The organism is Dankookia sp. GCM10030260, assembly GCF_042666655.1.
GTDB lineage: Bacteria > Pseudomonadota > Alphaproteobacteria > Acetobacterales > Acetobacteraceae > Paracraurococcus.
The window spans coordinates 1-23,206 of record NZ_JBHTDE010000030.1 but is presented as its reverse complement, the minus strand read 5'-3'; the positions used below and the strand labels follow the sequence as shown (position 1 = coordinate 23,206).

Annotated in this window: 23 protein-coding genes, 7 pseudogenes and 1 other annotated feature; of the genes and pseudogenes, 14 read left to right on the top strand and 16 right to left on the bottom strand. The window is 64.9% G+C overall.

Annotation, left to right across the window (positions count from 1 at the left end; translation table 11 throughout):
• Positions 1-160: 160 nt before the first annotated feature.
• The 4 genes from tnpB (ACFQS7_RS29090) to ACFQS7_RS29075 all read right to left on the bottom strand — a co-directional run bounded on the left by tnpB (ACFQS7_RS29090) (position 161) and on the right by ACFQS7_RS29075 (position 2,343).
• On the bottom strand, positions 161-517 hold the full coding sequence (gene tnpB, locus ACFQS7_RS29090; protein ID WP_380070644.1) for an IS66 family insertion sequence element accessory protein TnpB: 357 nt from the start codon (positions 515-517) through the stop codon (positions 161-163).
• Positions 514-963 carry an IS66-like element accessory protein TnpA gene (gene tnpA / locus ACFQS7_RS29085; RefSeq protein ID WP_380070643.1) on the bottom strand — a complete coding sequence of 150 codons (450 nt, stop codon included), beginning with the start codon at positions 961-963 and terminating at the stop codon, positions 514-516. Before tnpA (ACFQS7_RS29085) ends, tnpB (ACFQS7_RS29090) begins: the two co-directional genes overlap by 4 nt.
• Positions 964-1,228: 265 nt before the next feature.
• Positions 1,229-2,017: an SDR family oxidoreductase gene (locus tag ACFQS7_RS29080; RefSeq protein ID WP_380070642.1), complete on the bottom strand. Its 789-nt coding sequence runs from the start codon at positions 2,015-2,017 to the stop codon at positions 1,229-1,231.
• Positions 2,014-2,343 (bottom strand): nuclear transport factor 2 family protein, encoded by a 330-nt coding sequence (locus ACFQS7_RS29075; protein ID WP_380070646.1) that lies wholly within the window; start codon positions 2,341-2,343, stop codon positions 2,014-2,016. The genes ACFQS7_RS29080 and ACFQS7_RS29075 overlap by 4 nt, the downstream gene beginning before the upstream one ends.
• 53 nt (positions 2,344-2,396) lie before the next feature.
• On the opposite strand from ACFQS7_RS29075, the gene ACFQS7_RS29070 reads away from it, so the two are divergent.
• The 11 genes and pseudogenes from ACFQS7_RS29070 to ACFQS7_RS29020 form a co-directional block, all read left to right on the top strand.
• Positions 2,397-2,819 (top strand): winged helix-turn-helix transcriptional regulator, encoded by a 423-nt coding sequence (locus ACFQS7_RS29070; RefSeq protein ID WP_380070641.1) that lies wholly within the window; start codon positions 2,397-2,399, stop codon positions 2,817-2,819.
• Between the two features lie 727 nt (positions 2,820-3,546).
• The gene (locus tag ACFQS7_RS29065) at positions 3,547-3,819 is read left to right on the top strand and encodes a hypothetical protein (RefSeq protein WP_380070640.1); all 273 of its coding nucleotides are present in this window, start codon (positions 3,547-3,549) and stop codon (positions 3,817-3,819) included.
• Positions 3,820-4,111: 292 nt separating this feature from the next.
• Positions 4,112-4,249 carry a hypothetical protein gene (locus ACFQS7_RS29060; protein WP_380070639.1) on the top strand — a complete coding sequence of 46 codons (138 nt, stop codon included), beginning with the start codon at positions 4,112-4,114 and terminating at the stop codon, positions 4,247-4,249.
• Positions 4,250-4,259: 10 nt separating this feature from the next.
• A complete protein-coding gene (locus ACFQS7_RS29055) occupies positions 4,260-4,709 on the top strand; it encodes a response regulator (RefSeq protein ID WP_380070638.1) in 450 nt (149 codons plus the stop codon).
• 53 nt (positions 4,710-4,762) lie between these two features.
• A pseudogene (locus ACFQS7_RS29050) lies at positions 4,763-5,702 on the top strand (IS3 family transposase); the annotation flags it as partial.
• Positions 5,050-5,168: a sequence feature (AL1L pseudoknot), on the top strand. (Overlaps the previous pseudogene by 119 nt.)
• Positions 5,703-5,749: 47 nt before the next feature.
• Positions 5,750-6,214, top strand: a pseudogene (locus ACFQS7_RS29045) (helix-turn-helix domain-containing protein); the annotation flags it as partial.
• Positions 6,215-6,477: 263 nt separating this feature from the next.
• Positions 6,478-6,846, top strand: a pseudogene (locus ACFQS7_RS29040) (transposase); the annotation flags it as partial.
• Positions 6,847-6,968: 122 nt separating this feature from the next.
• Entirely contained in the window at positions 6,969-8,468 is a 1,500-nt protein-coding gene (gene istA, locus ACFQS7_RS29035) for an IS21 family transposase (protein WP_380070637.1), read from the top strand.
• Positions 8,465-8,692 (top strand): hypothetical protein, encoded by a 228-nt coding sequence (locus ACFQS7_RS29030; protein WP_380070636.1) that lies wholly within the window; start codon positions 8,465-8,467, stop codon positions 8,690-8,692. The genes istA and ACFQS7_RS29030 overlap by 4 nt, the downstream gene beginning before the upstream one ends.
• Before the next feature lie 36 nt (positions 8,693-8,728).
• On the top strand, positions 8,729-9,328 hold the full coding sequence (gene istB / locus ACFQS7_RS29025) for an IS21-like element helper ATPase IstB (RefSeq protein ID WP_380070635.1): 600 nt from the start codon (positions 8,729-8,731) through the stop codon (positions 9,326-9,328).
• A 163-nt stretch (positions 9,329-9,491) separates the two neighbouring features.
• Positions 9,492-10,142: pseudogene (locus tag ACFQS7_RS29020) on the top strand (IS6 family transposase); the annotation flags it as partial.
• Between the two features lie 28 nt (positions 10,143-10,170).
• Here the strand turns inward: ACFQS7_RS29020 and ACFQS7_RS29015 are convergent.
• The 11 genes and pseudogenes from ACFQS7_RS29015 to folE all read right to left on the bottom strand — a co-directional run bounded on the left by ACFQS7_RS29015 (position 10,171) and on the right by folE (position 19,225).
• Positions 10,171-10,359, bottom strand: coding sequence for a hypothetical protein (locus ACFQS7_RS29015; protein ID WP_380070634.1), 189 nt, complete (start codon positions 10,357-10,359; stop codon positions 10,171-10,173).
• Between the two features lie 86 nt (positions 10,360-10,445).
• Positions 10,446-12,995, bottom strand: a complete 2,550-nt coding sequence (locus tag ACFQS7_RS29010) for a PAS domain S-box protein (RefSeq protein WP_380070633.1) — start codon at positions 12,993-12,995, stop codon at positions 10,446-10,448.
• Positions 12,996-14,114 carry a PAS domain-containing protein gene (locus tag ACFQS7_RS29005; protein ID WP_380070632.1) on the bottom strand — a complete coding sequence of 373 codons (1,119 nt, stop codon included), beginning with the start codon at positions 14,112-14,114 and terminating at the stop codon, positions 12,996-12,998.
• Positions 14,059-14,286, bottom strand: a complete 228-nt coding sequence (locus ACFQS7_RS29000) for a type II toxin-antitoxin system ParD family antitoxin (RefSeq protein WP_380070631.1) — start codon at positions 14,284-14,286, stop codon at positions 14,059-14,061. Before ACFQS7_RS29000 ends, ACFQS7_RS29005 begins: the two co-directional genes overlap by 56 nt.
• A 473-nt stretch (positions 14,287-14,759) precedes the next feature.
• Positions 14,760-14,897: pseudogene (locus ACFQS7_RS28995) on the bottom strand (IS3 family transposase); the annotation flags it as partial.
• Between the two features lie 269 nt (positions 14,898-15,166).
• Positions 15,167-15,337, bottom strand: a complete 171-nt coding sequence (locus tag ACFQS7_RS28990) for a hypothetical protein (RefSeq protein WP_380070630.1) — start codon at positions 15,335-15,337, stop codon at positions 15,167-15,169.
• Entirely contained in the window at positions 15,334-16,866 is a 1,533-nt protein-coding gene (gene tnpC, locus ACFQS7_RS28985) for an IS66 family transposase (protein ID WP_380070645.1), read from the bottom strand. The genes ACFQS7_RS28990 and tnpC overlap by 4 nt, the downstream gene beginning before the upstream one ends.
• A 113-nt stretch (positions 16,867-16,979) precedes the next feature.
• Positions 16,980-17,330, bottom strand: coding sequence for an IS66 family insertion sequence element accessory protein TnpB (gene tnpB / locus ACFQS7_RS28980; protein ID WP_380070629.1), 351 nt, complete (start codon positions 17,328-17,330; stop codon positions 16,980-16,982).
• A complete protein-coding gene (gene tnpA / locus ACFQS7_RS28975; protein ID WP_380070628.1) occupies positions 17,327-17,752 on the bottom strand; it encodes an IS66-like element accessory protein TnpA in 426 nt (141 codons plus the stop codon). The genes tnpB (ACFQS7_RS28980) and tnpA (ACFQS7_RS28975) overlap by 4 nt, the downstream gene beginning before the upstream one ends.
• Before the next feature lie 322 nt (positions 17,753-18,074).
• Positions 18,075-18,641, bottom strand: a complete 567-nt coding sequence (locus tag ACFQS7_RS28970) for a 6-pyruvoyl tetrahydropterin synthase family protein (RefSeq protein ID WP_380070627.1) — start codon at positions 18,639-18,641, stop codon at positions 18,075-18,077.
• Positions 18,638-19,225, bottom strand: a complete 588-nt coding sequence (gene folE, locus ACFQS7_RS28965; protein ID WP_380070626.1) for a GTP cyclohydrolase I — start codon at positions 19,223-19,225, stop codon at positions 18,638-18,640. Before folE ends, ACFQS7_RS28970 begins: the two co-directional genes overlap by 4 nt.
• A 254-nt stretch (positions 19,226-19,479) precedes the next feature.
• On the opposite strand from folE, the gene ACFQS7_RS28960 reads away from it, so the two are divergent.
• Both ACFQS7_RS28960 and ACFQS7_RS28955 read left to right on the top strand, forming a co-directional pair.
• Entirely contained in the window at positions 19,480-20,016 is a 537-nt protein-coding gene (locus tag ACFQS7_RS28960) for a molybdopterin-dependent oxidoreductase (protein ID WP_380070625.1), read from the top strand.
• A 34-nt stretch (positions 20,017-20,050) separates the two neighbouring features.
• A complete protein-coding gene (locus tag ACFQS7_RS28955; RefSeq protein WP_380070624.1) occupies positions 20,051-22,384 on the top strand; it encodes a putative bifunctional diguanylate cyclase/phosphodiesterase in 2,334 nt (777 codons plus the stop codon).
• Between the two features lie 120 nt (positions 22,385-22,504).
• On the opposite strand, the pseudogene ACFQS7_RS28950 reads toward ACFQS7_RS28955, so the two are convergent.
• Positions 22,505-22,753 (bottom strand): annotated as a pseudogene (locus ACFQS7_RS28950) (transposase domain-containing protein); the annotation flags it as partial.
• On the opposite strand from ACFQS7_RS28950, the pseudogene ACFQS7_RS28945 reads away from it, so the two are divergent.
• Positions 22,750-22,974: pseudogene (locus ACFQS7_RS28945) on the top strand (transposase domain-containing protein); the annotation flags it as partial. The pseudogenes ACFQS7_RS28950 and ACFQS7_RS28945 sit on opposite strands and share 4 nt — an antisense overlap.
• Positions 22,975-23,206: the final 232 nt, after the last annotated feature.

Genomic DNA, 23,206 nt, shown 5'->3' with positions numbered 1-23,206 from the left:
CAGCGCAAACGCCCGACACTTTGCCCAAACGCCGGGGGCGACCCAGGCGTAGTGCCACGCGCCCCTGATTTTCCCAAATTCACAAGCCATATCAGGCAGTTCGCAGTAGGCGGTGTTCAAGTTGGGTGTGGGGGTCCGCGGCGCGCATCGCGCGGCAATTCTACGCAGGCACGCTCGGCTTGGGAATCTCCCGCGTTGCCTGCACGCGCCGCCAATCGATGCCGTCGAACAGCGCCGCGAACTCGACCGATGTCAGACGCATGACGCCATCCACGATGGGCGGCCACCGGAAGGTGTTGGCCTCCAATTGCTTCCAGATCAGGACCAGGCCGCTGCCGTCCCACATCAGGACCTTCACCCGGTCGGCGCGCTTCGATCGGAAGACCAGCACCACACCCGAGAAGGGATCAGTGCCGAACTCCGCCGCCACCAGTGCAGCCAGGGCATGGGCGCCACGACGGAAATCCACCGGCCTGGTCGCCAGCAGGATCCGGGTCCCCGCCGGGACGGTGATCACCGCTCCAGTGCCGCTGCCAAGCGGGCGACGCCGTCGGGATCGGTCGTGCTACTGAACCGCAGCAAACGGCCGTTGCGCAGTAGCACCTCGACGCGATCGGCCTCGGGTGCCAGGTTTGTTGCCTCCGCAGGAAAGCTCAACCCGGGGGCGGGACCGCTGTCCTCGACCAGCAAGGGCACGAAGCGGGCCGCCCGCGATCGCGATTTCTGCGCCGGACGACCCGCCGCCTCCCGCCGCCAGCGATACACCAGGCTCGGTGAGATACCGTGCCGCTGCGCCACCGTCAGCGCGCGCGCGCCAGGCAACGCCGCCTCGGTCAGGATCTCCGCCCGCTGTGCCGACGTGTACTCGCGCCTCGGCTCGCCGCGTGTGATGATCTCAACCCGCGTCACACCATCTGTGGCAGCATCAGTGCTAGCACCAATGCGAGACTTCGATCCGGCCATCGCCTCTCCTCCGCGACGGCCTACCTCTCAGCGACTTCCGTCCAAGACAAGAAGGGCACCAGGCCAGCGCTTACCGACCTTGCCGTGCCTGCGGAGTGCAAGGCCCTACTCGCCTGGTATGCAAGGATGCAGGAGCGGGCCAGCGTTCAGAACCGGATCACGATGTCTGAACCCGCCGCAGCGGTGACCTGACCGGCAGCGCCATAGCCGTCACAGGCCAGGTCAACAGCTTTGGCTCGAGCACCAGAACGCCGGAACAATCACCTCAGACCGTCGGGACGGAGCCGCCGTCGATGACAAACTCAGCGCCGTGGATCGCGGCGGCGCGATCCGACGCCAAGTAGGCGATAAGGTCAGCGACTTCGTGGGGATCAGCCGGACGCCCGATTGGGATACCGCCCAGGCTGCTAAGAACGACCTGCCGCGCTTCCTCGATCGTGCCGCCGTTGGCGGCCTGCAGACGCTGCAGGAAGTCCACGGACGCCTCTGTCATGATCCAGCCAGGGGAGACGGCATTGACCCGCACACCTTTCGGACCAAGCTCCTTCGAAATGGACTTGCTGTAGGTTCTGAGTGCTGCCTTGGCGGCGGCATAGGCGGTTGTTGCCTCGGGTAGGGGAAGGACCGACTGGATGGAAGTCACGTGCACCACCGTGCCGCTGCCGCGTTCGATCATCTGCGGGATCAAAAGCCGATCAAGCCGAACAGTGGCTAGAAGGTTCAGGTTCAGTTCCGACAGCCAGTGGTCGTCTGTAAGGGCGGCGAAGCCGCCGCCCGGTGTCGACGATCCACCGATTACATGAGCCAGAATATCGACCCCGCCCAAGCGCTCAAGCGCCGCCTTGGCCAGTATTTCCCCACCCTCGGCTGTCGTAAGGTCCGCCTGAACAAACTCGACGCCCTCGATGGGCTTCAGGGTTCCACGGGCAGCCGTCATCACTCGAGCGCCACCGCTGAGGAAGCGGTCGACGGTAGCGCGTCCCAAACCCTTTGTTCCGCCGCTGATGAGCACGCGCTTCCCCGCAAACTCGGCTGGATCACGTTTGACGCTCACAGCGTGATCTCCAAGGCTTTGATGGCATCGTTGTCGAGCGTGAACCGATAGGTGAAGCGGATCGGGCTCCCCTTGAAGTCACCATGAGCTGGGCCTTTGAGCACGACCTGACCACTCTCGTGCCGCACGGTATCCGGGGTGAATATCGCCTTGACGGGGATTACCGCCTCTTCGAGCAAGGTCCGCAGCTCGGCGTGGCCCTCGTGACGGTCGCCGTTGTCCAGGACAACCGCGTCGACCGCGAAAGGCTTCAGCATGCCTTCGACGTCCAGGCGTGCGTTAGCCTCAACATAGTTAGCTATAGGTTTGGGTAGTTCTATTTTCATGAGTTCTCCGCTGCATTGTTGTGCCGCAGAGAATGTTGCCATATACTGCAAAAATGACAAGTACAGACAAAAAAGTTAGGTACTTACCAAAAGGTAAGCGTATCGATTACACGCCGCAGACCGCTGCACAGAGCGCGCAAAACGTGATCCGCGTGCTTGAAGGTCGATGGAAGCTCGTCATTCTGTTTCAGCTATTTGGCTCAAACATCCGCCGGTTCTCCGAACTGGAACGGGCCATTCCCGGTATCTCCCAGAAAATGCTGATCCAGCAGCTTAGGCAGCTTGAAGGTGACGGCGTAGTCGTACGTATCGTCTATCCCGAGGTGCCGCCTCGGGTTGAGTACCATCTGACTGAGTGGGGGCAGACCCTTTGCCCCGTGCTGGATAAGCTCCTCGCTTGGGCAGAGGCTGCACCGGATGAGGTTCGAGCTCGCCTCATCGACCCCGCCGCGATGGCAGCTAATCCAGCCGTCTAGCGAGGACCGTAATGGAAAAATTACGATCGTTGCAACGCTCCCTCGCCCATTGAACCACCGAATCGATTTCGCTTCAAAAAAGCCGATGCGAGAGGCCGCTACTTTAGGGGCAGTCGATTAGTACATGACAAGCCCCGCTTACCGCGGATTAGCGGGAGCTTGCCCTAAATTGCTTCCCACCGCCCGCTTCGCCTGCTCCCGCAGGGTCTCTGTGGGTAGTAGCGGCGTGCGGCTTCCAGCGCGGCATACTGAGCGAGTTGGCTAGCCCCTGTTTCCCGCAACCAGGCATGGACTTGGTGCGAGGTCTGGACCGTGTCAGGCATACCGGCGAGGGCCTCCTTCAGCGCCAGCCCGGCCTCCGTGTAGCTGCGCCTGCGGCGAAGGTGGTCGGCAAAGGTCATGCAAAACCCTGATCGCTGAGTTCGCGCAAGGGTTGATACAAATCCGAGACATATCGTTCAAGTAGAAAAACATCGTGCCGCCAGACAACCGGAACCCGCAAGTGCACCGTCCGCCGATGCGGATACGGAGGCGGCAATGGTTCTTAGTGCAGCCCGCTGATGCCGCCGCGCTGGAGGTGTTGCCCGTCGGCCATTCTGGCGAAGGTGGATCGGGTAATCGGCGCCACGAAACAGAGACGAGATAATCGTTTGTGTTTTTAACCTATTAGTTTCCTGGAAATCCCTAAGAGCGAGCAGACAGCCCATATCTTGAGAGGCGGGTTGCCATGGCGGAAAGTAGCACCAAGCACGTGGCCGCCTACCGCGAGCGGATGCGCCAAGCCGGGTACAAGCGCCTGCAAGTCGAGTTACACCTGGAGCCGGAGCGCCACGCCCTGCTGACGGCGTACTACGCTGAGCGGGCCGAGCAGGAAACACGCGCGCAAAGTTTCCAGCGCATTTTTACCTTGGGTCTGGAGGCGGTGAGCCTACCCGATGCCGAGCGCCGGGCTGTCTTAGACACGATCAACGCACATCTGTCGCAGTGTACAGGCCCATAACCGACCCGCCCAAGCCACCGCATCTGGTCCAGATTGCAGCGGGTGGCCGCGTCTTGGAATGACGCATGAGATTCCGTGGGTACATGACGCGGCGTGTCACCCATGCGGCATCGTCAGCTAGCGCCTTCACACAGCCCTATTGCAGCAACCCGGACGCACCGAACGAGCAAAGCTGGGCCGAGCTACGAAACTACCTCCGCCAGCGCAGCGCCACAGACGAGATGCAGCGTGCGGCGCGGGCCTATTGGGATGAATACCTATGCTCCCGACGTCGCGTGACGGCCCCGCGCCTATGACCGAAGCCGCCCCCGACGCCATCGGCCCTGACGGTCGGGTGCGCCTGCGCTGCTACCTGACGATGGCGCATTCGGTTTGGCTCGCGGCCAACTGCGATGGCCGGAATCTGCTGGCTCGGGATCGGCGCGGGTGAGAGGTGTGTGATGCAGGACAAGACGCGGCCGTTAGCCTTGATCGTAGAGGATGAAGCGCTACTCATCCTCGCCATCGAGGACCTTCTTACAGCAGAGGGCTTCGATACCCTGTGTGCCACAAGCGAGGGACAAGTTCTGGCCCTGACCCCAGCCACGGGACCACTCGCTGTGGCCGTAGTCGACCTACGCCTGGGTGGAGACTTGGCAGGTCAGCGCATCATCCGAGCCCTGCGCATGCAAACCCCAGATCTGCCGGTGGTCGTCGTCACTGGTTTCGGACACGACGCGCCACAGGCGGATTTGCGCGGCCTGGGCTGGCCCACAGTGCGGCTTCCCAAACCGGCTAGCTATGACGCACTTATCGCTGCCGTGCGGGATGTTGTCGACCAAGCCCGCACGGGCCGGCGACCTACTGGTAATCGTCGCACAACCGATCAGCCAAGCTCGACGGCGCTATGACTGTGAACCGCGCCGGGTTTGCCGGAGGCTCCAACCGTTGAGAGGATGGAGCGATGACGGCGAAGAAGACGGCGGCGAACTACTCGCCTGAGGTTCGGGAGCGGGCGGTGCGGCTGGTGCTGGAGGGCGCTGGGGAGCACGGCTCGCAATGGGCGGCGATGGGCTCGATCGCGGCCAAGATCGGCTGCACGGCGGAGACGCTGCGTCGCTGGGTCCGGCAAACCGAGCGAGATCGCGGCAAGCGGGCCGGGCCAACGGCCGAGGAGCGGGACCGGATCAAGGCGCTGGAGCGGGAGAACCGCGAACTGCGCCAGGCCAATGAAATCCTGCGGAAGGCGTCGGCGTATTTTGCCCTGGCGGAGCTCGACCGCCGGTCGAAGCCATGATCGCCTTCATTGACGATCATCGGGGTGTGCCTACGGGGTCGAGCCGATTTGCCGGGTTCTGCCGATCGCCCCGTCCACCTACCACGCCTATGTCGCGCAGCGCGCTGATCCCACCCTGGGCTCAGCCAGGTCGTAGCGGGACGGGATGCTGCGGGCAGAGGTACGGCGCATCCACGCCGAAAACTTCGGCGTCTACAGCGTGCGGAAGGTCTGGCGCCAACTCGGCCGTGAGGGGACGCCGGTGGCCCGCTGCACCGTGGCACGCCTGATGCGGCAGTTGGGCTTGCGCGGCGTGGTGCGCGGGAAGGAGACCAGGACGACGATGCCGGACAAGGGCGATCCGTGCCCGGCTGACCGGGTGAAGCGACAATTCCTCGCGCCGCGGCCGAATCTGCTCTGGGTATTGGACTTCACCTACGTCGCTACCTGGCAGGGCTTTGTCTACGTTGCCTTCGTCATCGACACCTTCGCGCGGAGGATCGTCGGCTGGCGGGTGTCGCGGACCGCCCATGCCGGGTTTGTCCTCGATGCTCTCGAGCAGGCGCTACACAACCGGCGGCCTGCTCAGGGCGCCGGGCTCGTGCACCACAGCGATCGCGGGGTCCAAGGTGGATTCATGTGGTCGTCGCAACACCAAGGCGGAGGGTGGCGGCGATGGCGGATCGGCGACGTTCGGATTGGGCTTTGCGGGCGAAATCTCATTCGCCTAGTCGGCCGGAAGTAGCACGGCGTGAGGACCGGCAACGGTTTTGGGCGTTGATTGCGGCGGGACAGTCGAACTGGGACGCAGCGATCGGCGTGGGGGTGTCGGAGGCGGTAGGGTCTCGCTGGTTTCGGGAGGCGGGCGGGATGCCACCATCGACACTCGGGCGGTCGTCGAAGTCGCCTTCTGTGCGGCACCTATCGTTTACGGAGCGCGAGGAGATCGCGCTAGGGCGCGCGCAAGGGCATGGTGTGCGAGATGTTGCCCGGCGCCTGGGTCGTGCGGCCTCGACGATCTCGCGTGAGCTGTGGCGCAATGCTGCGACACGCGGTGGCGAGTTAGAGTATCGGGCCACGACGGCGCAATGGCATGCCGAGCGAGCAGCGCGGCGCCCGAAGCCGGCGAAGTTAGTTGGTCCTGACCCTCGAAACTGGTCCGGCGGGAGCGCAAGTTTTTCGGGCACTCTGACCCTTGGAGGAGGGTGCCATGAAGCGGAAGCGGTACACAGACGAACAGATCGCCTTTGCGCTGCGGCAAGCCGAGAGCGGGACGGCAGTGGAGATCGTGTCCCTTGAGGTGATGTAGGAGGCTGCTACCGTAATGGTGGCGGCCATCGTGGTGGTCTTGGGTAGGGTTGGGTTGCTGAGACCAACAATCCCTGGACCATGGACCAGCCACTATGACCGACGACACGATGGCCCTGCGCGGGCTTCTGGAGAAGTCCTCCGACGCCGACCTGCTGCGCGAGATGATCGGCTTCGCCGCCGAGCGGCTGATGGCGCTGGAGGTGGCTGGCCTGACCGGCGCCGCCCCTAACGAGCGCAGCGAGAGCCGGATCAACCAGCGCAACGGCTACCGCGAGCGCGACTGGCAGACCCGGGCGGGGACCGTCGAGTTCCGCATCCCGAAGCTGCGCTGCGGCAGCTACTTCCCGGCCTTCCTGGAGCCCAGGCGGACCGCCGAGAAGGCGCTGACCGCGGTGATCCAGGAAGCCTGCATCCAGGGCATTTCCACCCGCTCGGTGGACGACCTGGTGCGCGCCATGGGCTTGTGTGCACGGCGGAGAGAAAGTCGGCCACTGGAGCGGCGGCGTAATGCCGCTGCGGGCGGAGTAAAGCCCGGCCAGTGGCAGGCGGCCTACCCTGAGCGATCAGGTGAGGTCGCCGGGAGATGTTCGTGGTTGGGATCTACGCGGCAGTCCGGCGGTTTGTGTTCCTGGAGGGTCACAGTCGGCGTGAGGCGGCCCGGGTCTTTGGGCTGAGCCGGGACACGGTTGCCAAGATGTGCCGGTACTCGGCGCCGCCGGGGTACGTTCGGACGCGGCCAGCGGACAAACCGAAGCTGGGGCCGCTGATGCCGGTGATCGAGGCGATCCTGGAGGCGGACCGGGCGGCCCCGGCCAAACAGCAGCACACCGCCAAGCGGATCTTCGAGCGGCTGCGCGACGAGCATGGCTATGGCGGCGGCTACACGGTGGTGAAGGATCATGTGCGGCGGCAGCGGGCGCGGGGCCGCGAGGTCTTCGTGCCGCTGGCGCACCCGCCCGGCCATGCGCAGGTGAATTTCGGCAAGGCGGTGGCAGAGATCGGCGGGGTTCGGCAGAAGGTGCATTTCTTCTGCCTGGATCTGCCGCAGTCGGACGCCTGCTTCGTGAAGGCCTATCCGCGGGAGACGACCGAGGCGTTCCTTGATGGGCATGTCGCGGCCTTTGCCTTCTTTGGCGGCGTGCCGCGGTCGATCCTCTACGACAACCTCAAGCTAGCGGTGGTGCGGATTTGCGGCGACGGCCGGCGCGAGCGGACGCGGGCGTTCACCGGGCTGGTCAGCCACTACCTGTTCCAGGATCGGTTCGGCCGCCCGGGCAAGGGCAACGACAAGGGCAAAGTGGAGGGGCTGGTGAAGTTCTCCCGGTCCAACTTCCTGACCCCGGTGCCGATCGCGGCCACCCACGAGGCGCTCAACGTCATGCTGGCGGAGCGCTGCAGACTGCGGCAATCCGACCGGGCGAGCCGGCATGCCGAGACGATCGGCGCGCGGTTGGCGGCGGATCTGGTGGCGTTGCAGCGCCTGCCGGACGTCGCCCTGGAGCCCTGCGAGACCATCAGCGCCCGGGTATCGTCGACAGCCCTGGTCCGCTACCGCGGCAACGACTACTCGGTGCCGACGGCGCACGGGTTCCAGCCGGTGCTGGTGAAGGGCTTCGTCGACGCGGTGGTGATCCTGTGCGACGGCGCGCCGATCGCCCGCCACGCCCGCTCCTATGGCCATGGCGAGTTCGTCTACGACCCGCTGCACTACCTGGGGCTGCTCGAGACCAAGCCGGGCGCGCTGGACCAAGCGGCGGCGCTGCAGGGCTGGGCCCTGCCGCCGGCGTTCCAGCACCTGCGCCACCTGCTGGAGGCGCGCATGGGCAATCGCGGCAAGCGCGAGTTCATCCAGGTGCTGCGCCTGCTGGAGATCGCCGCCAAGGAGGTGGTGGCGGCCGCGGTGGCCGATGCCATCCATCTCGGCGCCATCGGCTTTGACGCGGTCCGGCAGATCGTCCTGGCGCGGATCGAGCGGCGCCCGGCCAGGCTCGACCTGACCGCCTATCCGTATCTGCCGGGCACCGACGTACGGATGACCCGGGCCGCCGACTACACCGCCCTGCTGCGGGAGCAGGCGGCATGACCGCGGCCGACGCCATGCCACATGGCACCAGCCAGGGCACGCCGCAGGTCCTGCTGGCGCATCACCTCAAGCAGCTCCGGCTGCCGACGGTGCTGCGCGAGTACGACAAGGTGGCCCGCGAATGTGCCCGCGACGGCGTCGACCACCCCCGCTACCTGCTGCGCCTCCTCGAGCTGGAACTGATCGACCGCGAGCGACGCCTGGTCGAGCGGCGGATCCGCTAGGCCCGGTTCCCGGCGACCAAGAGCCTGGACAGCTTCGTGTTCACCGCCATTCCCAGCCTCAACAAGATGCTGGTCCTCGAGCTGGCGCGCTGCGAGTACATCCTGCGGCGCGAGAACATCATCGCGCTCGGCAACAGCGGCACCGGCAAGAGCCACGTTGCCCTGGGCCTCGGCCTGGCCGCCTGCCAGCGAGGGTTCAGCGTCGTGTTCACCACGGCGGCCCAGCTGGTCCACCAGCTGATGGAAGCACGTGACGAGAAGCGCCTGCTCCGGCTGCAGCGGGAGCAGCAGGCAGCCAAGCTGCTGATCATCGATGAACTCGGCTACGTGCCGCTGTCGCCGACCGGGGCGGAGCTGTTGTTCGAGGTGTTCAGCCAGCGCTACGAACACGGCTCCACCATCGTCACCTCGAACCTGCCGTTCGAGGAATGGACCGCGGTGCTCGGCTCGGAACGCCTCACCGGCGCCCTGCTCGACCGGCTCACCCACCATGTCCATATCCTCGCCATGAACGGCGAGAGCTACCGCCTGGCCCAGTCCACCGCCCGGCGCCGCCAGTCGACAAAGGCAGCGCCAGCCGACGCCGCTGCAGCCGAGAAAATCGATCCCGACACCAGCGAGATCCTGCCCGGCTGACCATCGAAAGAATCAGCAGCAGCCCTGAGCGGCCCCCGATCGGGGGCCGCTCAGGGCTGCTGCCGCTATGCCGCAGGTGGCCTGGTTTTACTCCGCCACACTGGACTGGTTTTGCTCCGCCGTTGACAGACGGTAGTTCATCGCCGAGGTGATCCTCTGAGCAGTCCGCTGGTACCTGATGTCCCCGATCAGCTACCGCGATCTCGAGTTGATGCTGGCCGACCGCGGCGTATAGGTCGACCACACCACGATTTTCAGCTGGATCCAGGTCTATGCGCCGGAGCTGGAGAAGCGGATCCGACCGCACCTGCGCCCAAGCAATGGCTCGTGGCGGGTCGACGAGACGTATGTGAAGGTGAAGGGCCGCCGGACCTACCTGTATCGCGCGGTCGACAGCCGCGGCCAGACCGTCGACTTCCTGCTCTCGGCCAGGCGGGACGCGGCGACCGCAAAGCGCTTCTTCCGTAAGGCGCTGGGGCAGCCGCACACTATGAACCCGCGTACCATCACGGTCGACAAGAACCCAGCCTACCCTCGCGCGGTGGCGGCGATGAAGGAGGACGGTGAGCTTTGGCGGCGCTCGCGGCTGCGCCAGGTCAAGCACCTCAATAACATCGTCGAACAAGACCATCGGCGCGTGAAACGGCTGGTCAGGCCGGGGCTTGGCTTCGGAAGCTTCTGGACGGCGCGACGAACCCTGGCAGGCTATGAGGTGATTGCGATGGTGAAGAAGGGGCAGATGCGGCGGATTGATGGACGTGACATTCGGGCCCAAGCGATCTTCATCGCCAAGTCGTTTGACGTCGCTGCCTAATTTACCGTCTGCTAAAGCCATTCACGGCCTACTGCAAACCTTGCAACACAACCATCTGCAGCGTCACAACGCCAATTCGGGCAGCCTCGGTGCGCGATGCCCCATCGTAGATTGCCGCCAACGCTAGCAGGCGACGAGCCTTGGCCGCATCTTTCGTCTGCTGCGCCGGGGCGCGCAGCTTGCCCACGTCAAAATCAGCCCGGAGGGGGATGGGCATGGCGAACCTCATCCTGCTCGCCATGTTGAATCAGTTCGTCACCGCAATGGGAAGCCCTAACGAGTCATGCTCTCGGGGACTTGGTATTAAGCCTCTCCTCTCGACTTGAGTGTTAAAAGGCTTCGATGGCGGATTACCCTTCGTAGCATCTTCGATAGATCCTCGGCGGCGTAGGGCTTGTGCAGCAACTCGAAACCGTGCCGGCCTTCCTCGGCCAGCACGTGGCTGTAGCCGGAAGTCAGCACCACAGGCAGACTGGGGTAGCGCCACCGGATCTCGTGGCCAAGTTCGATTCCGCTCATGCCGGGCATGACTACGTCGGAGAATACCACGTCGAAGCCGTCCACCTCGGCGATGAGCTTCAGCGCTTCGTCCGCATTCGCCGCCCAGATGGTCTCGTAGCCCAGATCCTGCAGAAGCTGTGTCGAGAACCGGCCCACCTCGACGTTGTCCTCCACCACGAGTACCCGGCGTCCGCTGCCGTGCTCGGCGGGCTCAGCGCGATCCTGTGCGGCAGCGCTTTCATCTGGGGCCGTGGAGTCGGTCCGTGGCAGGTAGAGAGTGAAAGTGGTGCCTTGTCCCACCTCGCTCTCAACCTTGACGTCGCCACCCGACTGCTTGGCAAACCCGAATACCTGGCTGAGGCCCAAGCCCGTGCCCTTGCCAACCGCCTTTGTGGTGTAGAACGGTTCGAAAATGTGGGAGAGCTTGTCGGTCGGGATGCCTGCACCCGTGTCGGAGAGCGAGAGGGCGACAAACCGACCCGGGCTGCCGCCATGGCCACGAAGCGGGGGCATGGATGACAGACCCTCAACCCTGATCATCAGCGTACCCTCGCCGTCCATGGCGTCGCGTGCATTCACGGCCATGTTGACGAGCGCCGTCTCGAACTGGCTCGCATCCGCCTCCACGAAGCAGGCTTCACAGGCAATGTCGACCTCGATCCGAATGCGGGAGCCCACGATGGTGCGCAGCATGTCGGTGACGGAGCGGATGCGCTCGGCCGTGTCGAACACCTCCGGCTTGAGCGCCTGACGGCGGGCAAAAGCCAAAAGCTGGCCCGTGAGCCTGGAGGCGCGATCCACCGTGTCGGAGATCGCGTCGACGTAGCGGCGGCGGCGCTCCTCGGGGAGATCGGAACGGCGCAGGAGCTCCGTGGACGATTTGATGATGGTGAGCAGATTGTTGAAGTCGTGGGCAACGCCACCGGTGAGCTGGCCTACCGCCTCCATCTTCTGAGCTTGGCGCAGCTGCTCCTGGGCGGCGACGAGTTCGGCCTGTCGCTCGTGCTCCGCCGTGACGTCACGTGCCACGGCGTGGATGAGGTTGTCTCCCGGCACGGCAGTCCAGGAGAGGTGCCGGTAAGAGCCGTCCTTATGCTGGTAACGGTTCTCAAAGCGCAGCGTCGTCCGCCCTTCCGCCAGGCTTCCTGTCTCGGCCATGGTTGCCGCGATGTCTTCGGGATGTACGAGGTCGATGAAGCGGCGCCCGATCAGCGCACCTTCGGACCAGCCGAGCAAGTTTGTCCAGGCCGGGTTGACGGCGGTGATCGTCGCGTCGAAGCGCGCCACGAGCATGAGGTCGGTCGACAGGCGCCACATGCGATCCCGGTCGGCCGTGCGCTCCTGGACCTGCTGCTCAAGACTTTCATTCAATTCGAACAAGCGCCTCTCAGCCGCCTTACGTGCGGTCACATCGATCGCCGTCCCGATCACCCGCGTGCAGGTGCCCACCTCATCGAACAGGCCGCGCCCCTTGGCGGCGACCCAGCGGACAACGCCGTCCTCCTTGCCGATGGTACGGTACTCGACGTCGTAGAGCGGGCGTCGGACAGGATCGCTCGCCGCCTCGTAGGCCGCTCGCGTCTTCACTCGGTCATCCGGGTGAACGTTGTCGTAGAAGTCCGCCAAGGTGACCGACACATCGGGTGAGATGCCGAACATCGCCTTGACGCGCGGGGGCCAGAACATGGCCTGGGTGGCACTGTCGACGTCCCACTGGCCGATCTCGCCCACCTCAAGGGCGAGGCGCAGTTTCTCCTCGCTCAGCGCCAGCCTTTCCTCGGCCTCGCGTCGCTCGTCGATGTCGATCACCGAGCCGACGTAGCCTAGGTACTTGCCGTCCTCAGCAAAGCGGGGGGCCGCCGTGTCGATGGCCCAACGGTAAACACCGTCGGCACGACGTAGGCGAAAGTCGACCCGGTAATTGCGGTGTTCGGCATTGGCCGAGATGAAAATCTGCTCCGCGAGGGGCCGGTCCTCCGGATGGATTGCGTCGAGCCAACCATACCCCTCGCCGGCGCTCAACTCTTGGCCTGTAAACTCGTACCATCGTGCGTTCAGATAGGTGCAGAACCCGCTCGGGTCGGTCACCCACATCATCACTGGCGCTTTGTCGGCCATGCTGCGAAAGCGTGTCTCGCTTTCGCGCAGAGCCGCCTCGGCGCGCTTTTGGTCGGTGATGTCGCGGAAGAGCACAGCGATCCGGTGCGGGCCGCTGATGCGGAAGGCGTAGACATCCCACCAGCGGCCGAGCGGCGTCGAGTAGTTCTCAAACCTTGCAGGCTCCCCAGTGAGCGCCACACGGCCGTAGATATCGAACCAGTGCTGGTCCTGGTCTGGCGCGATCTCGCGCATTCACCGACCTGCACCGTTCTCGATGCCGGTTTGCCGCTCAAAGGAGGAGCTAACCTCGACGAAGCGGTAGTCGACGGGCGCGTCGCTATTATCGAACGCAACCTCGATCGTGCAGAAACCTTGTTCGATGCCGTTGAAAAGGGCGAGGTAGCGCTCTTCCGCATCATGCAGACCGGCCTGGGCGTTTACCCGCTCGGTGACATCATAGCCCTCGACAAAGATGCCTGTAACAGCTCCGCCCTCGTCGCGCATGGGCTCGTAGATGAAGTCGAGGAAGCGGTCGGTTGACTCGGCCTCCGGCGTTGCTCGCAGGCGGACGGGCATGGCACCGGCCACGAAGCGCTCACCTGTTGCGTACACAGCGTCGAGCAGTTCGTGGACGCCTTGGCCCTGCAGCTCAGGAAAAACTTCCTTCACGGTCCTGCCTACAAAACCACGGCGGTCAAACAGCCGATCGTAGGATTGGTTAACGAATTCGAAGACGTGCTCGGGGCCGGACAGTATGGCGATGAAGCCCGGCGCTTGCTCGAAAAGCAGACGCTGTCGCTCGGCTTCGGCCTTGCGCCGCTGCTCGGCGAGCGCGGATTGTGTGGTCTCGGTGCAAACGACAAGCACGCCACCGACGCCGTTAGGCGTCGTTTCATCGTCGATTGGGCTATAGCTGTACGTCCAGTAGATTTCTTCCAATCGGCCGAAGCGTGTGATCGGCACGGGCCGGCTTTCGTCCCAGGTCGAGCCGCGACCCGCCATGACGAAGTCCACCTGATCGCCGATCAAGTGCCAGATCTCTGCCCAGACCTCGCGGCCCCGTTCCCCAAGCGACCTCGGGTGCCGTTCCGGCCCGAGCGTGCGGCGGTAGGCGTCGTTGTAGAAACAGAGGAGGTCCGGGCCCCACCAAACGTACATGGGGTGCCCGGTGTTGAGGATGAGGCGAACGGCGGTCTTCAGCGGCTGTGGCCAAGCCTCGGGCTCGCCGAGTGGTGTCGAGACCCAGTCGTGAGAGCGTATGAGCGCACCCATCTCGCCACCGCCGGCCAGGAAGTTCAGCGCAGGCACTCCGACCTCAGACCTGCCGTGCATGACGTCCCCTTGCCGCAGGGCGCGGTATCGGTCGCTCATCGGGTCGAGGGAGTGCCGGCAGTGCCTCGCGGTCGGCCTGCTGCGCCAGCAGGCGCAGGCTCGCCCGCACAACCTCGCTGGCATTCTGGTAGTGACCGGACGCGACCTGCTTGCGGATGAAGGCGTTCAACTCGGCCGTAAGAGAAACGTTGCGGGTTTGATCATTTGGCATACCTAAGCAGTCCCACGGGGGGGCAAAGATTGTCAAAACACTTGCGAAAGCGACACCATGATCGAGCTATTGCTCTCTGATGTTCGCGGTCAAGGCATCTTGGCGCGCGACATCGCCCGCATTCGGCGGCGGCGGTAACATCGAGGCCGCGTTTCACCTCTTTGTTCAAGCGCTCCAGCGGGTTCGTAGCGGCTGATCCCGACTGCAGCGGCGATCTGCCGCTCACTCTCCCCGCAAGCGTGCTTGCGGCGGAGGACTTCTCGAACTTGGCGCATGGGCAGTCTCTGGGCGGGCATGGCTCTCCCCGGCAGCGTTACCGGAGCGAGCTTGGCCCGGGTGGCGGACTACCCGCAGACCACCCCTCAGCCCCCATCGGGGGTGGCTGGCATCCCTCGGAATCGGTGGCTGGCTTGCGTCGGAATCAGTGGCTGGGCTCCGTCGGAATCACCGGCTGCTTTGCATCGGCTTCCGCAGCCGGACCTCTGGCCCGCATCGCGCTCGGCCTGCCGCAACCACTTCCGTAACGTCTCGGCCGTGCAGACGATCTTGGCCGCGATCGACCCAATCGCGGCCCACTGAGAGGCGTCGTCGCCCCCATAGTCCAGCACCATCCGCACCGCACGCTGCCGGACTTCAGGCGTAAGCGTCGCGGCGGCCGCACGGCACAAGTGATTGGACAGAATGCCACGCCGCGAGGTCGGCGCCCTGCGGCTCAGCCTGGCCCGGGCGGCTGACGCTGCAGGCGCTTCACCCGATGCTTCTGGTAGGCGGTGATCTCGCGCGCCAGGGGCAGGCGCGGATCGAACCGCAGATGGGTGATCGAGGTATAGACCGCGTTGCCGGTCGCCGTGGCGAAGTCGAGCCCGCAGACGATCCCGCCCTAGTTACCAGCATAGTGGAGGGCGATGATCGAACAGGCCGCCGGGATCTCCGTCGTGGTCTCCGGGGTGCGCAGCGTCGCGGCGAGTTCCGGCGTCATGCGGGCGGGCATTGGCAGTGCCGCCTGCAACCTGGTGAGCAGCCGTTCCGTCTGCCCGGGGTTGTCGATCATGCCGCCGCGGCGACGGGGAGGTCGGCGTCGGGGCGCCAGTTCCACGGCAGCAGCACGTCCAGCTCGGTCGCCTTGGTCCGCCCCGAGACGATGCGCTCCAGCACGTCGGTGAGCCAGGCCTGCGGGTCGACGCCGTTCAGCTTGGCGGTCTGGATGAGCGTCATCGCAATCGCCCAGTGCCGCGCCCCGCCGTCGCTCCCGGCGAATAATGCATTCTTGCGATTGATGGCCACCGGGCGGATGGCGCGCTCCACCACGTTCGAGTCCATCTCGACCCGGCCGTCCTCGAGGAACACCGTCAGGCCCGGCCAATGCCGCAGTGCATAGCGGATGGCCACGGCCAGGTCCGAGGTGGCGGAGACGCGGCCCAGATGGGCCTGCAGCCAGGCATGCAGGGCCTCGACGACCGGTCGACTGCGCTCCTGCCGCACGTGTCGTCGGTGTTCGGCGGGATGGCCACGGATCTGGCTCTCGATCGCGTAGAGGTCACGGATGCGCGCCAGCACCTCGGCCGCGAGTGGTGATTTGGTGGAGACGTGGAACTCATAGAATCCGCGTCGCATATGGGCCCAGCAAAACGCCAGGCGGACCGAACCATCGGCCCGGTCGCCCGCCAGCCGCTTGAATCCGGCATAGCCATCCACCTGCAGCACGCCGCGGAATGCCGCCAGATGCGCGGCAGGGCGCGTGCTCTTCTGGTCTTCGGCGTAGACATAGGCCGCCGCCGGGGGTGCCGACCCACTCCACGGCCGATCATCGACCGCATAGCACCAGAGCCGTCCGGTCTTGGTCCGGCCGCGCCCGGGGTCCAGCACCGGCAGCGTCGTGTCGTCGGCGAACAGCTTGGCCGAGGATAGCACCGTGCCGATCAGCAGATCGTAGAGCGGGGTCAGCCACCAGCAGGCCCGGCCGACCCAGTTGCTGAGCGTCGAGCGATCGAGCGTCACGCCCTGCCGTGCCAGCATCTGCGCCTGGCGGTGCAGCGGCAGGCTATCGCAGAACTTGCTCACCACCACATGCACGATCAGCGCCTCGGTCGCCATGCCGCCGTCGATCGGCCGCTCCGGCGCAGGCGCCACCACCACCGCGCCCTCGCAGGCCCGGCAGGCGTAGCGCAGACGGCGGGTGACGCGGACCCGCAGCTGGGCGGGGACAATGTCGAGCTGCTCGGTGCGGAGCTCGCCGATGGCATGCAGCGTGCCGCCGCAGCAGGGGCAGTCACGCCGCTCGACGTCGATCAGCACCTCGTAGCGCGGCAGATGCTCCGGCAGGGCGCCGTGGTTGCGCCGAGGTGGTGCCGGGCGGCGACGGCCCGCCTGGGCGTCCGCCGCATCCTGCCCGGCCTCGTTCTCGGCGACGCTCTGCTCGAGATCCTCAAGCCCGAGCTGCAACTGGTCCGGGCTGAGCTGCTCCGACCGACGGCCGAACTGCTGCCGCAGCAGACGCTGGATCAACAGCCGCAGCTTGTCGTTCTCGGCCTGTAGCGCGCCGTGCTGATGCGCCGCGGCGGCCACCACGTCGCGCAACATCTGCTGCAGGATGGCCGGGTCGTCAGGCAGCGTGTCGAGGTCGATCTGCACGCCCCAATGATGCCAAAGGCCGCCGCGTCGGACCTACCGTTTCCCACCGAATCGCAGGGCTTTTACCCGGCCAGCTCCGGCCTGCGGCGCGGCACCGGGGCGCGCCATTCGCAGCCGTCGAGCAGCGCCGCCAGCTGCGGCGTCGACAAGGCGATGCAGCCTGTCGTCGTGGTCGTCGGCCAGGCGAACTGCCCATGCTCCAGTTTCTTCGTCAGCAGGCACAGGCCGACCCCATCATGCCAGAGCAGCTTGATTAGTCCGGCCCGGCGGCCACGAAAGGCATAGACGGCGCCACCGAACGGATCCTCCGCCAGGCCCTGCTGCACCAGCATCGCCAGGCCCACCATGCCTTTGCGCATGTCGGTGACGCCGCAGGCGAGGTAGATCCGCAATCCCGCGGGCGGCGCGATCACTGGCGACCCAACACGGCCAACACCCGGCGCAGCGCGGTCTCGTCCACCGCCACACCCACCCGTACCGTCACGCCGTCCGGCAGCACGATCTCGATCCGCCCGGGGATGCCGTCGATCGCCGCGGCAGCGGGGGCCGCCCGTGGCGATATCGGCGCTGCTGCAGCCGCCTGGTCCTCCGGCAAGGCGGCGACCGGCATGAAGCTCGGCGCCGCAGGCATCAACGCCTTGAGCTGGCCTTCCACCATCTGCCGCCGCCAAGTGTAGAGCAGCCCAGTGCCAATGCCGTGGCGCCGCGCCACCGCGATCGGCGAGCCACCCGGCACCAGGCTTTCCAGGACGATGTCGTGCTTCTGCGCGTCCGTCCAAATCCGCCGCCGCTCGCCGCGGGTGATCACCTCGACCGGCTTCTCACGCACACTCATACGAGTAATCGTAGGAGCGTCCTCAGCTTCGGTCGGCGGCAGCGGCTTGACCATGGCCGAGTTCGATCATGCCGTCAGCCCGCGCCGCAATGTGCCAACGCCGCGACGCTTACCTTCAGGCGAATATCGGTTCGACCTCTTCTTGGTCATTGCCCCATCCTCTCAATGGTTGGGGCCTCCCGCGTACCCAGGGCGGTTCAACATGACCTAGAGAATTACTCGGCCAAACGCCCAACTGGGGACCCGATCGGCGAGTACGACTTCGCTTGGATGTGGCGGGAGTTGGGGATCGAAGCGCAACGCCATTGAGGCTGTCATTGACCTATTTCGGCGAGAGTTCGCCGGTGAGATGCAGGACAAGCTCGTGCGTCCCTCCTTCGTACAGTGCTGAGTTTCCGCCGTGCTCGCGCACCTCTACCGTCTCGAGCCAAACTCGCCCCGCTGTCTGCTCCGCAACGAAGCGCGCGACGTGGTGGAACACATGCTCAGCCGTTGCCTCGCAGCCCACCTTTGGCAGCACGCGGAGGGTCACCATGCCCTTCTCCTCGAGGCGCTTGAAGTCGGAGAGGTTAGGGTCGTCCTCGGCAACCAGCATAGTGTGGTCGAACATCTCGTGGAGCCAAGCTCTCACCGGCTTCAATCCACCAAAATCAAAGCACCAGCCGCACTCATCGAGCTCGCGGGTGGCAAAAACGAACCTGAAGGCGAGAGCATAGCCGTGGATCAGCCGGCAATGGGAGTGGGCCCGCCACTGCCGAAAGCAGCAGGAGAGCCCCTCGCTGTGGTCGTAGGTTTTCGTCGATCTATGGATGGGTACTCTGGCCGGCGCGTGGCCCATAGCGCCCCTCGCGGCATCAGCTGTAGCGTAAGCCTCCGAAAGCTGGGTCATCTTGCTACACCTCGCTCCAGCGTAGCGCATTCCTGAAGGAACTGGCCCTGCAGCGCCCGGTCTGTGGCAAGCTCACCGTAGTAGGCACTGTTCACCATCCGGCTGCGATGGCTGGCGCGCACCCCGCGGTGCGTCTTGCACATGTGCACGGCGCTGATGCGCACCGCGAGCCCCCGCGGGGCTGTCACGTCTACCAGATGCTGCCCGATTTGCTTCACCAATTCCTCTTGGATCTGGAGGCGCGCGGCGAAGTAGTCGACGATCCGGTCGTATTTCGACAGACCGATGATCCTGCCATCTGCCGACGGCAGTGCGCCGACGATCGCATGACCGTAAATCGGCATCAGGTGGTGGGCGCAGGTCGAGCGCAGCTCGATCGGGCCGGTTACGATCATTTGGTCAAAGGCTTGGGCATTCTCGAAGTCGGTGATGCGTGGGGGCGGGTCGTACCGACCGCGCAGAGTTTCCTCGACAAGCATCCGCGCGACACGGCCCGGCGTGTCCCGGGTATTATGGTCGTCGAGGTGGTCGATCTGCAGGACACTGAAGAGTTCACCGAGCTTCTCGGTGGCGACGCGGATCATAGCCGCCCTCTCGGCCGGCCCCATACACACTTCTGCAGACCCGTTACCAAGCTGCGGGCGACGCAGTCGGCGGATAGTCGTCCCCATGGACCTCTCTCGCATTTACGAACGCGACAAACACATAAATAGAATTGTTCCGATACACAATAACATTTTAGGATTGAAATTTCCTGGGAATTTGTTGTTTCTTTCAAGGTGAGGCTCGCCTGCGGGTCCCCCGGGGTGGGGAACTGCGCACGGTTCGGGGATAACCAATGACTGATTTCTTAAAGCATGCCGTGAGCCGGCGCCCGGTAGCAGCGGCATTGGCTGTCGCTACATGCTTCGCGTTCTCCCGGCGAACCGCCGCAGCGTCGCTGGCCCTGCCCGCGGAGCGACCGGTCCTGACAGTCAGCGGCAAGATCGCTAACACTAACAAGGGCGATGCAGCGCAATTCGATCGGCCGATGCTCGAAGCACTGGGGATGTCGGGCTTCAAGACTATGACGCCCTGGTACCCAGGCCCGGTCCGGTTTGACGGCGTCCGCATGGACCGGCTGCTCGAGACGGTCGGCGCCTCAGGCGACCGGGTACTAGCCTATGCTCTTAACGATTATACCACCGAGCTTCCGGTGAGCGACTTTGCGGCTTACGGCGTGCTGCTCGCCCTCAAGCGGGATGGGGAGTACATGCCGGTGCGCGACAAGGGGCCACTTTTCATCGTCTATCCGTTCGACAGTCGGCCCGAGCTTAAGCATCAGCGGTTCTACTCGCGCTCCGCCTGGCAGCTCGCGCGCCTGGATGTACGCTGACCGTACCTCCCGGGCGGGAGACGTAACCCCGCCGGTGCAGCGCGCCCTGCGGGTGTATCGTGGCGGTAGCCGGCTCGACCGAATTGTGTGGCCGCTCCTTGCCGTGGTCGGCCTTCTCTTGGTGTTGGCGGCCGTTTACACCTCCCACCTCATCGTAGAGCGGCAAGACGCGCTTCGGCGAGTGTCGCGCTACAATACCGCGTGGCTTGCCAGCCAAGCTGTTTCTGAGCTCGCGCGACTCAACGAACGGATCGCCGGCCACGCACTCGCCGACGGCGCGGTCGATCAGGAGGAAATCCAGCTCCGGCTCGACATCCTGGCAAATCGGGTCGGCCTACTGCAGGGCAGCGGGGTGGCGGACCTCATCGTAAGCCGTCCCGAGCTAGGTGATGTCGTCTCCTCGCTCGCCGCGGCGGTCGAGGCGGCTGAGCCGCGGGTAGCGGCTCTAACCACGACGGGCCACCGGGAACTGTTGGATCTACTATCGCCGCTCGAGCCGAGGCTGGCGGGGCTCGCGGCGGCGGCAAATACTCAAGGCGGCGACCGTGTTGCAGAAGACCAGCGGCAGCTCAGCCGCCTTCACTGGATCTTCTCGAGCATCCTTCTTGCCCTTACGGCCTGCGGCCTCGTCCTCCTCGCCCTCTTGCTGCTGCACAATAGACTCCTTCGGCGCACCCATAGCGAGCTGCACACTCAGAACGCGCGCTTCGACGCGGCTCTGAACAATATGTCGCAAGCACTGTGTATGGTGGACGCGGAGCGACGCCTGATCGTCTGCAACCGTCGCTACGTCGAACTCTTTGCCCTGCCGCGCGGCTTGGCCAAGCCGCGCACCCCGATGAGTGACATCCTGCACGCGCTTGCCAAGGATGGGCACGGCGGGGGCGAGCTAGCAAACACAATCTACGAGGTGCAGGAGACGCTGATACGCAACAGCTCACCGGGGGACTTCGTTCGCGAGCGTAGCGGTGGAGGACTCTCGGTCGCTGTGTCGCACCGGCCGATGCCTGACGGCGGCTGGGTCGCCACCTACGAGGACATCACCGAGCGCCGGCTTGCCGAAGCTCAGATCGCTTACATGGCTCACCACGACGCACTCAGCGGCCTTCCCAATCGCATCCAGTTCCGCGAGCGGCTTGAACACGAAATGAGACGGCTAGAAAGCCAAAGTGGTTGGCTCGCGGTCCTTTGCCTGGATCTCGACAACTTCAAGAACGTCAATGATACCCTCGGTCACTCTGCGGGGGACCTGCTGCTTCAAGTCGTAGCGGAGCGGCTGCGCGGATGCGTGCGCGATGGCGAGATGGTGGCGCGCCTGAGCGGAGACGAATTTGCCGTCCTACAGCCCACGCCAGACCAACCCATGGCAGCTCAGGCATTCGCGGAGAGGCTCGTGCGAACGCTGAGCGCGCCCTACGACATCGACGGGCACCGCGTAGTGATCAGCGCGAGCGTCGGTGCCGCCCTTGCCCCAGCCGACGGTCACGACGCCGCCGATCTGCTTAAAAAGGCCGACGTGGCTCTATACCGCGCCAAGGCCGATGGCCGCTCATGCGCTCGCTTTTTTGCGCCGGAGATGCAGGCACAGCTGCAGGCGCGCTTGGCAATGGAAGCGGACCTGAGGGACGTGCTGGAGAAGCGTCAGCTGGAGCTGTTCTATCAGCCACTCTTCGACCTTCGGGAGGACCGGATCCGCGGTTTTGAAGCGCTGCTGCGGTGGCGCCACCCAGAGCGAGGCCTGGTACCCCCGGACCAGTTCATCGCTGTGGCGGAGGCGACCGGCCTTATTGTGCCGATCGGAGAATGGGTCCTACGGCAAGCGTGCGCAGACGCTGCTGGCTGGCCGTACGACATGAAGGTTGCGGTTAACCTCTCGCCCTTGCAGTTCACGAGCCCTCAGTTGTCTAATGCAGTGTCCAGCGCGTTAGTGGGAGCGGGACTGACGGCGAGCCGCCTAGAGTTGGAGGTGACAGAGTCAGTTCTGCTGCAGGACAGCGGGGTGGTCCTCGCCTTGCTGCACGAGTTGCGAGGCATGGGGCTGCAGATTGCCCTCGACGACTTTGGGACCGGGTACTCTTCGCTGAGCTATCTGCGAAGCTTTCCGTTCGACAAGATTAAGATTGACCAGTCCTTCGTGCGGGGGTCGACAGGAGGAGCGGGTAGCGCGGCGATCGTGGACGCAATCGTGACCCTCGCCTCCAGCCTGGGCATGACTACGACCGCGGAGGGCGTCGAGACTGCCGAGCAGCTGGAGCATGTTCGGCGTGCTGGCTGCACGGCGGCGCAGGGCTACTACTTGGGACGGCCACGGCCTGCCGCCGAAGTCTTTGCAGATTTGGTATCGATCCACTGCCCTATACCGGTGTGACCATCCGTAAGCGTAAGCTTGTCGTGGCCTTGCGGTGACCATGGCGCGTGGTCGATGTCGTGTGGATGCCCGACGACGCGACACTGTGATTCGGCGTGCAATCGGGGCTCTGGGTAGGCGTCAGCCTACAGCCACGGCTTGACCATTTGGACTGAGCTTCCACGGCAGCAGTTCATCGATCTTGCTGGCGAGGTGGCCCTTCGCCAGCTGGTCGAGCACGGTGGTGATGTAGGCCTCGGGATTGTGGCCATTGAGCTTGGCGGTCTCGGCAATGGTGTAGATGATGGCGGCGCGCTCTCCGCCCACGTCGCTGCCAAGGAACAGAAAGTTCATTCTCGTCACGGCAATGCCGCGCAGCAGGCGTTCCGCTCGCCCTTGGCCGGAAGAACTGACTGTTCGCGGGCTCCAACGCAGGCGGCCAGTGTGCCGCGGCAATCGCCTCGCTGATCGCCACCGCCAAGCTCAACGGCCTCGACCCGAAGGCTTACCTCCGCCGCGTGCTGGAGCGCATCGCCGACCATCCTGTCAGTCGGATCGCCGAGCTCCTGCCATGGAACCTGCCAAGCGACGCAGCACCCGCGGCAACCTGACACTCGGTCGCCGCGTCACCGGACGCTTACCCGTTACCGACGACGGTTGCTTGACCTGCCCTCCCACGGGCGGGTGGTGGAACTCCACCTGCAAGTGCGCCGCTTCGTACCCATCCGCAGAGGGCCGCCTACCGGGATTAGTCTGAACCTGCCTTCTGATCTTACGGGCGTTCTTTCGAGCGCCGTTAAGGGCAGCGGGTGGGGTGCGGGATGGAGATCATCACCGGCGTCG

Bases quoted from the DNA above. Each gene is read 5' to 3' on its own strand.
- ACFQS7_RS29010 (WP_380070633.1), bottom strand. From the start codon at position 12,995: ATGCGCGAGATCGCGCCAGACCAGGACCAGCACTGGTTCGATATCTAC.
- ACFQS7_RS29065 (WP_380070640.1), top strand. From the start codon at position 3,547: ATGGCGGAAAGTAGCACCAAGCACGTGGCCGCCTACCGCGAGCGGATG.
- ACFQS7_RS29005 (WP_380070632.1), bottom strand. From the start codon at position 14,114: ATGAGCGACCGATACCGCGCCCTGCGGCAAGGGGACGTCATGCACGGC.
- ACFQS7_RS29060 (WP_380070639.1), top strand. From the start codon at position 4,112: ATGACCGAAGCCGCCCCCGACGCCATCGGCCCTGACGGTCGGGTGCGC.
- ACFQS7_RS29000 (WP_380070631.1), bottom strand. From the start codon at position 14,286: ATGCCAAATGATCAAACCCGCAACGTTTCTCTTACGGCCGAGTTGAAC.
- ACFQS7_RS29055 (WP_380070638.1), top strand. From the start codon at position 4,260: ATGCAGGACAAGACGCGGCCGTTAGCCTTGATCGTAGAGGATGAAGCG.
- tnpC (WP_380070645.1), bottom strand. From the start codon at position 16,866: ATGTTGCGCGACGTGGTGGCCGCCGCGGCGCATCAGCACGGCGCGCTA.
- istA (WP_380070637.1), top strand. From the start codon at position 6,969: ATGTTCGTGGTTGGGATCTACGCGGCAGTCCGGCGGTTTGTGTTCCTG.
- tnpA (WP_380070643.1), bottom strand. From the start codon at position 963: ATGGCCGGATCGAAGTCTCGCATTGGTGCTAGCACTGATGCTGCCACA.
- folE (WP_380070626.1), bottom strand. From the start codon at position 19,225: ATGATCCGCGTCGCCACCGAGAAGCTCGGTGAACTCTTCAGTGTCCTG.
- ACFQS7_RS28970 (WP_380070627.1), bottom strand. From the start codon at position 18,641: ATGACCCAGCTTTCGGAGGCTTACGCTACAGCTGATGCCGCGAGGGGC.
- ACFQS7_RS29030 (WP_380070636.1), top strand. From the start codon at position 8,465: ATGACCGCGGCCGACGCCATGCCACATGGCACCAGCCAGGGCACGCCG.
- tnpA (WP_380070628.1), bottom strand. From the start codon at position 17,752: ATGAGTGTGCGTGAGAAGCCGGTCGAGGTGATCACCCGCGGCGAGCGG.
- ACFQS7_RS29015 (WP_380070634.1), bottom strand. From the start codon at position 10,359: ATGCCCATCCCCCTCCGGGCTGATTTTGACGTGGGCAAGCTGCGCGCC.
- ACFQS7_RS29075 (WP_380070646.1), bottom strand. From the start codon at position 2,343: ATGAAAATAGAACTACCCAAACCTATAGCTAACTATGTTGAGGCTAAC.
- ACFQS7_RS29070 (WP_380070641.1), top strand. From the start codon at position 2,397: ATGACAAGTACAGACAAAAAAGTTAGGTACTTACCAAAAGGTAAGCGT.
- ACFQS7_RS28960 (WP_380070625.1), top strand. From the start codon at position 19,480: ATGACTGATTTCTTAAAGCATGCCGTGAGCCGGCGCCCGGTAGCAGCG.
- ACFQS7_RS28990 (WP_380070630.1), bottom strand. From the start codon at position 15,337: ATGATCGACAACCCCGGGCAGACGGAACGGCTGCTCACCAGGTTGCAG.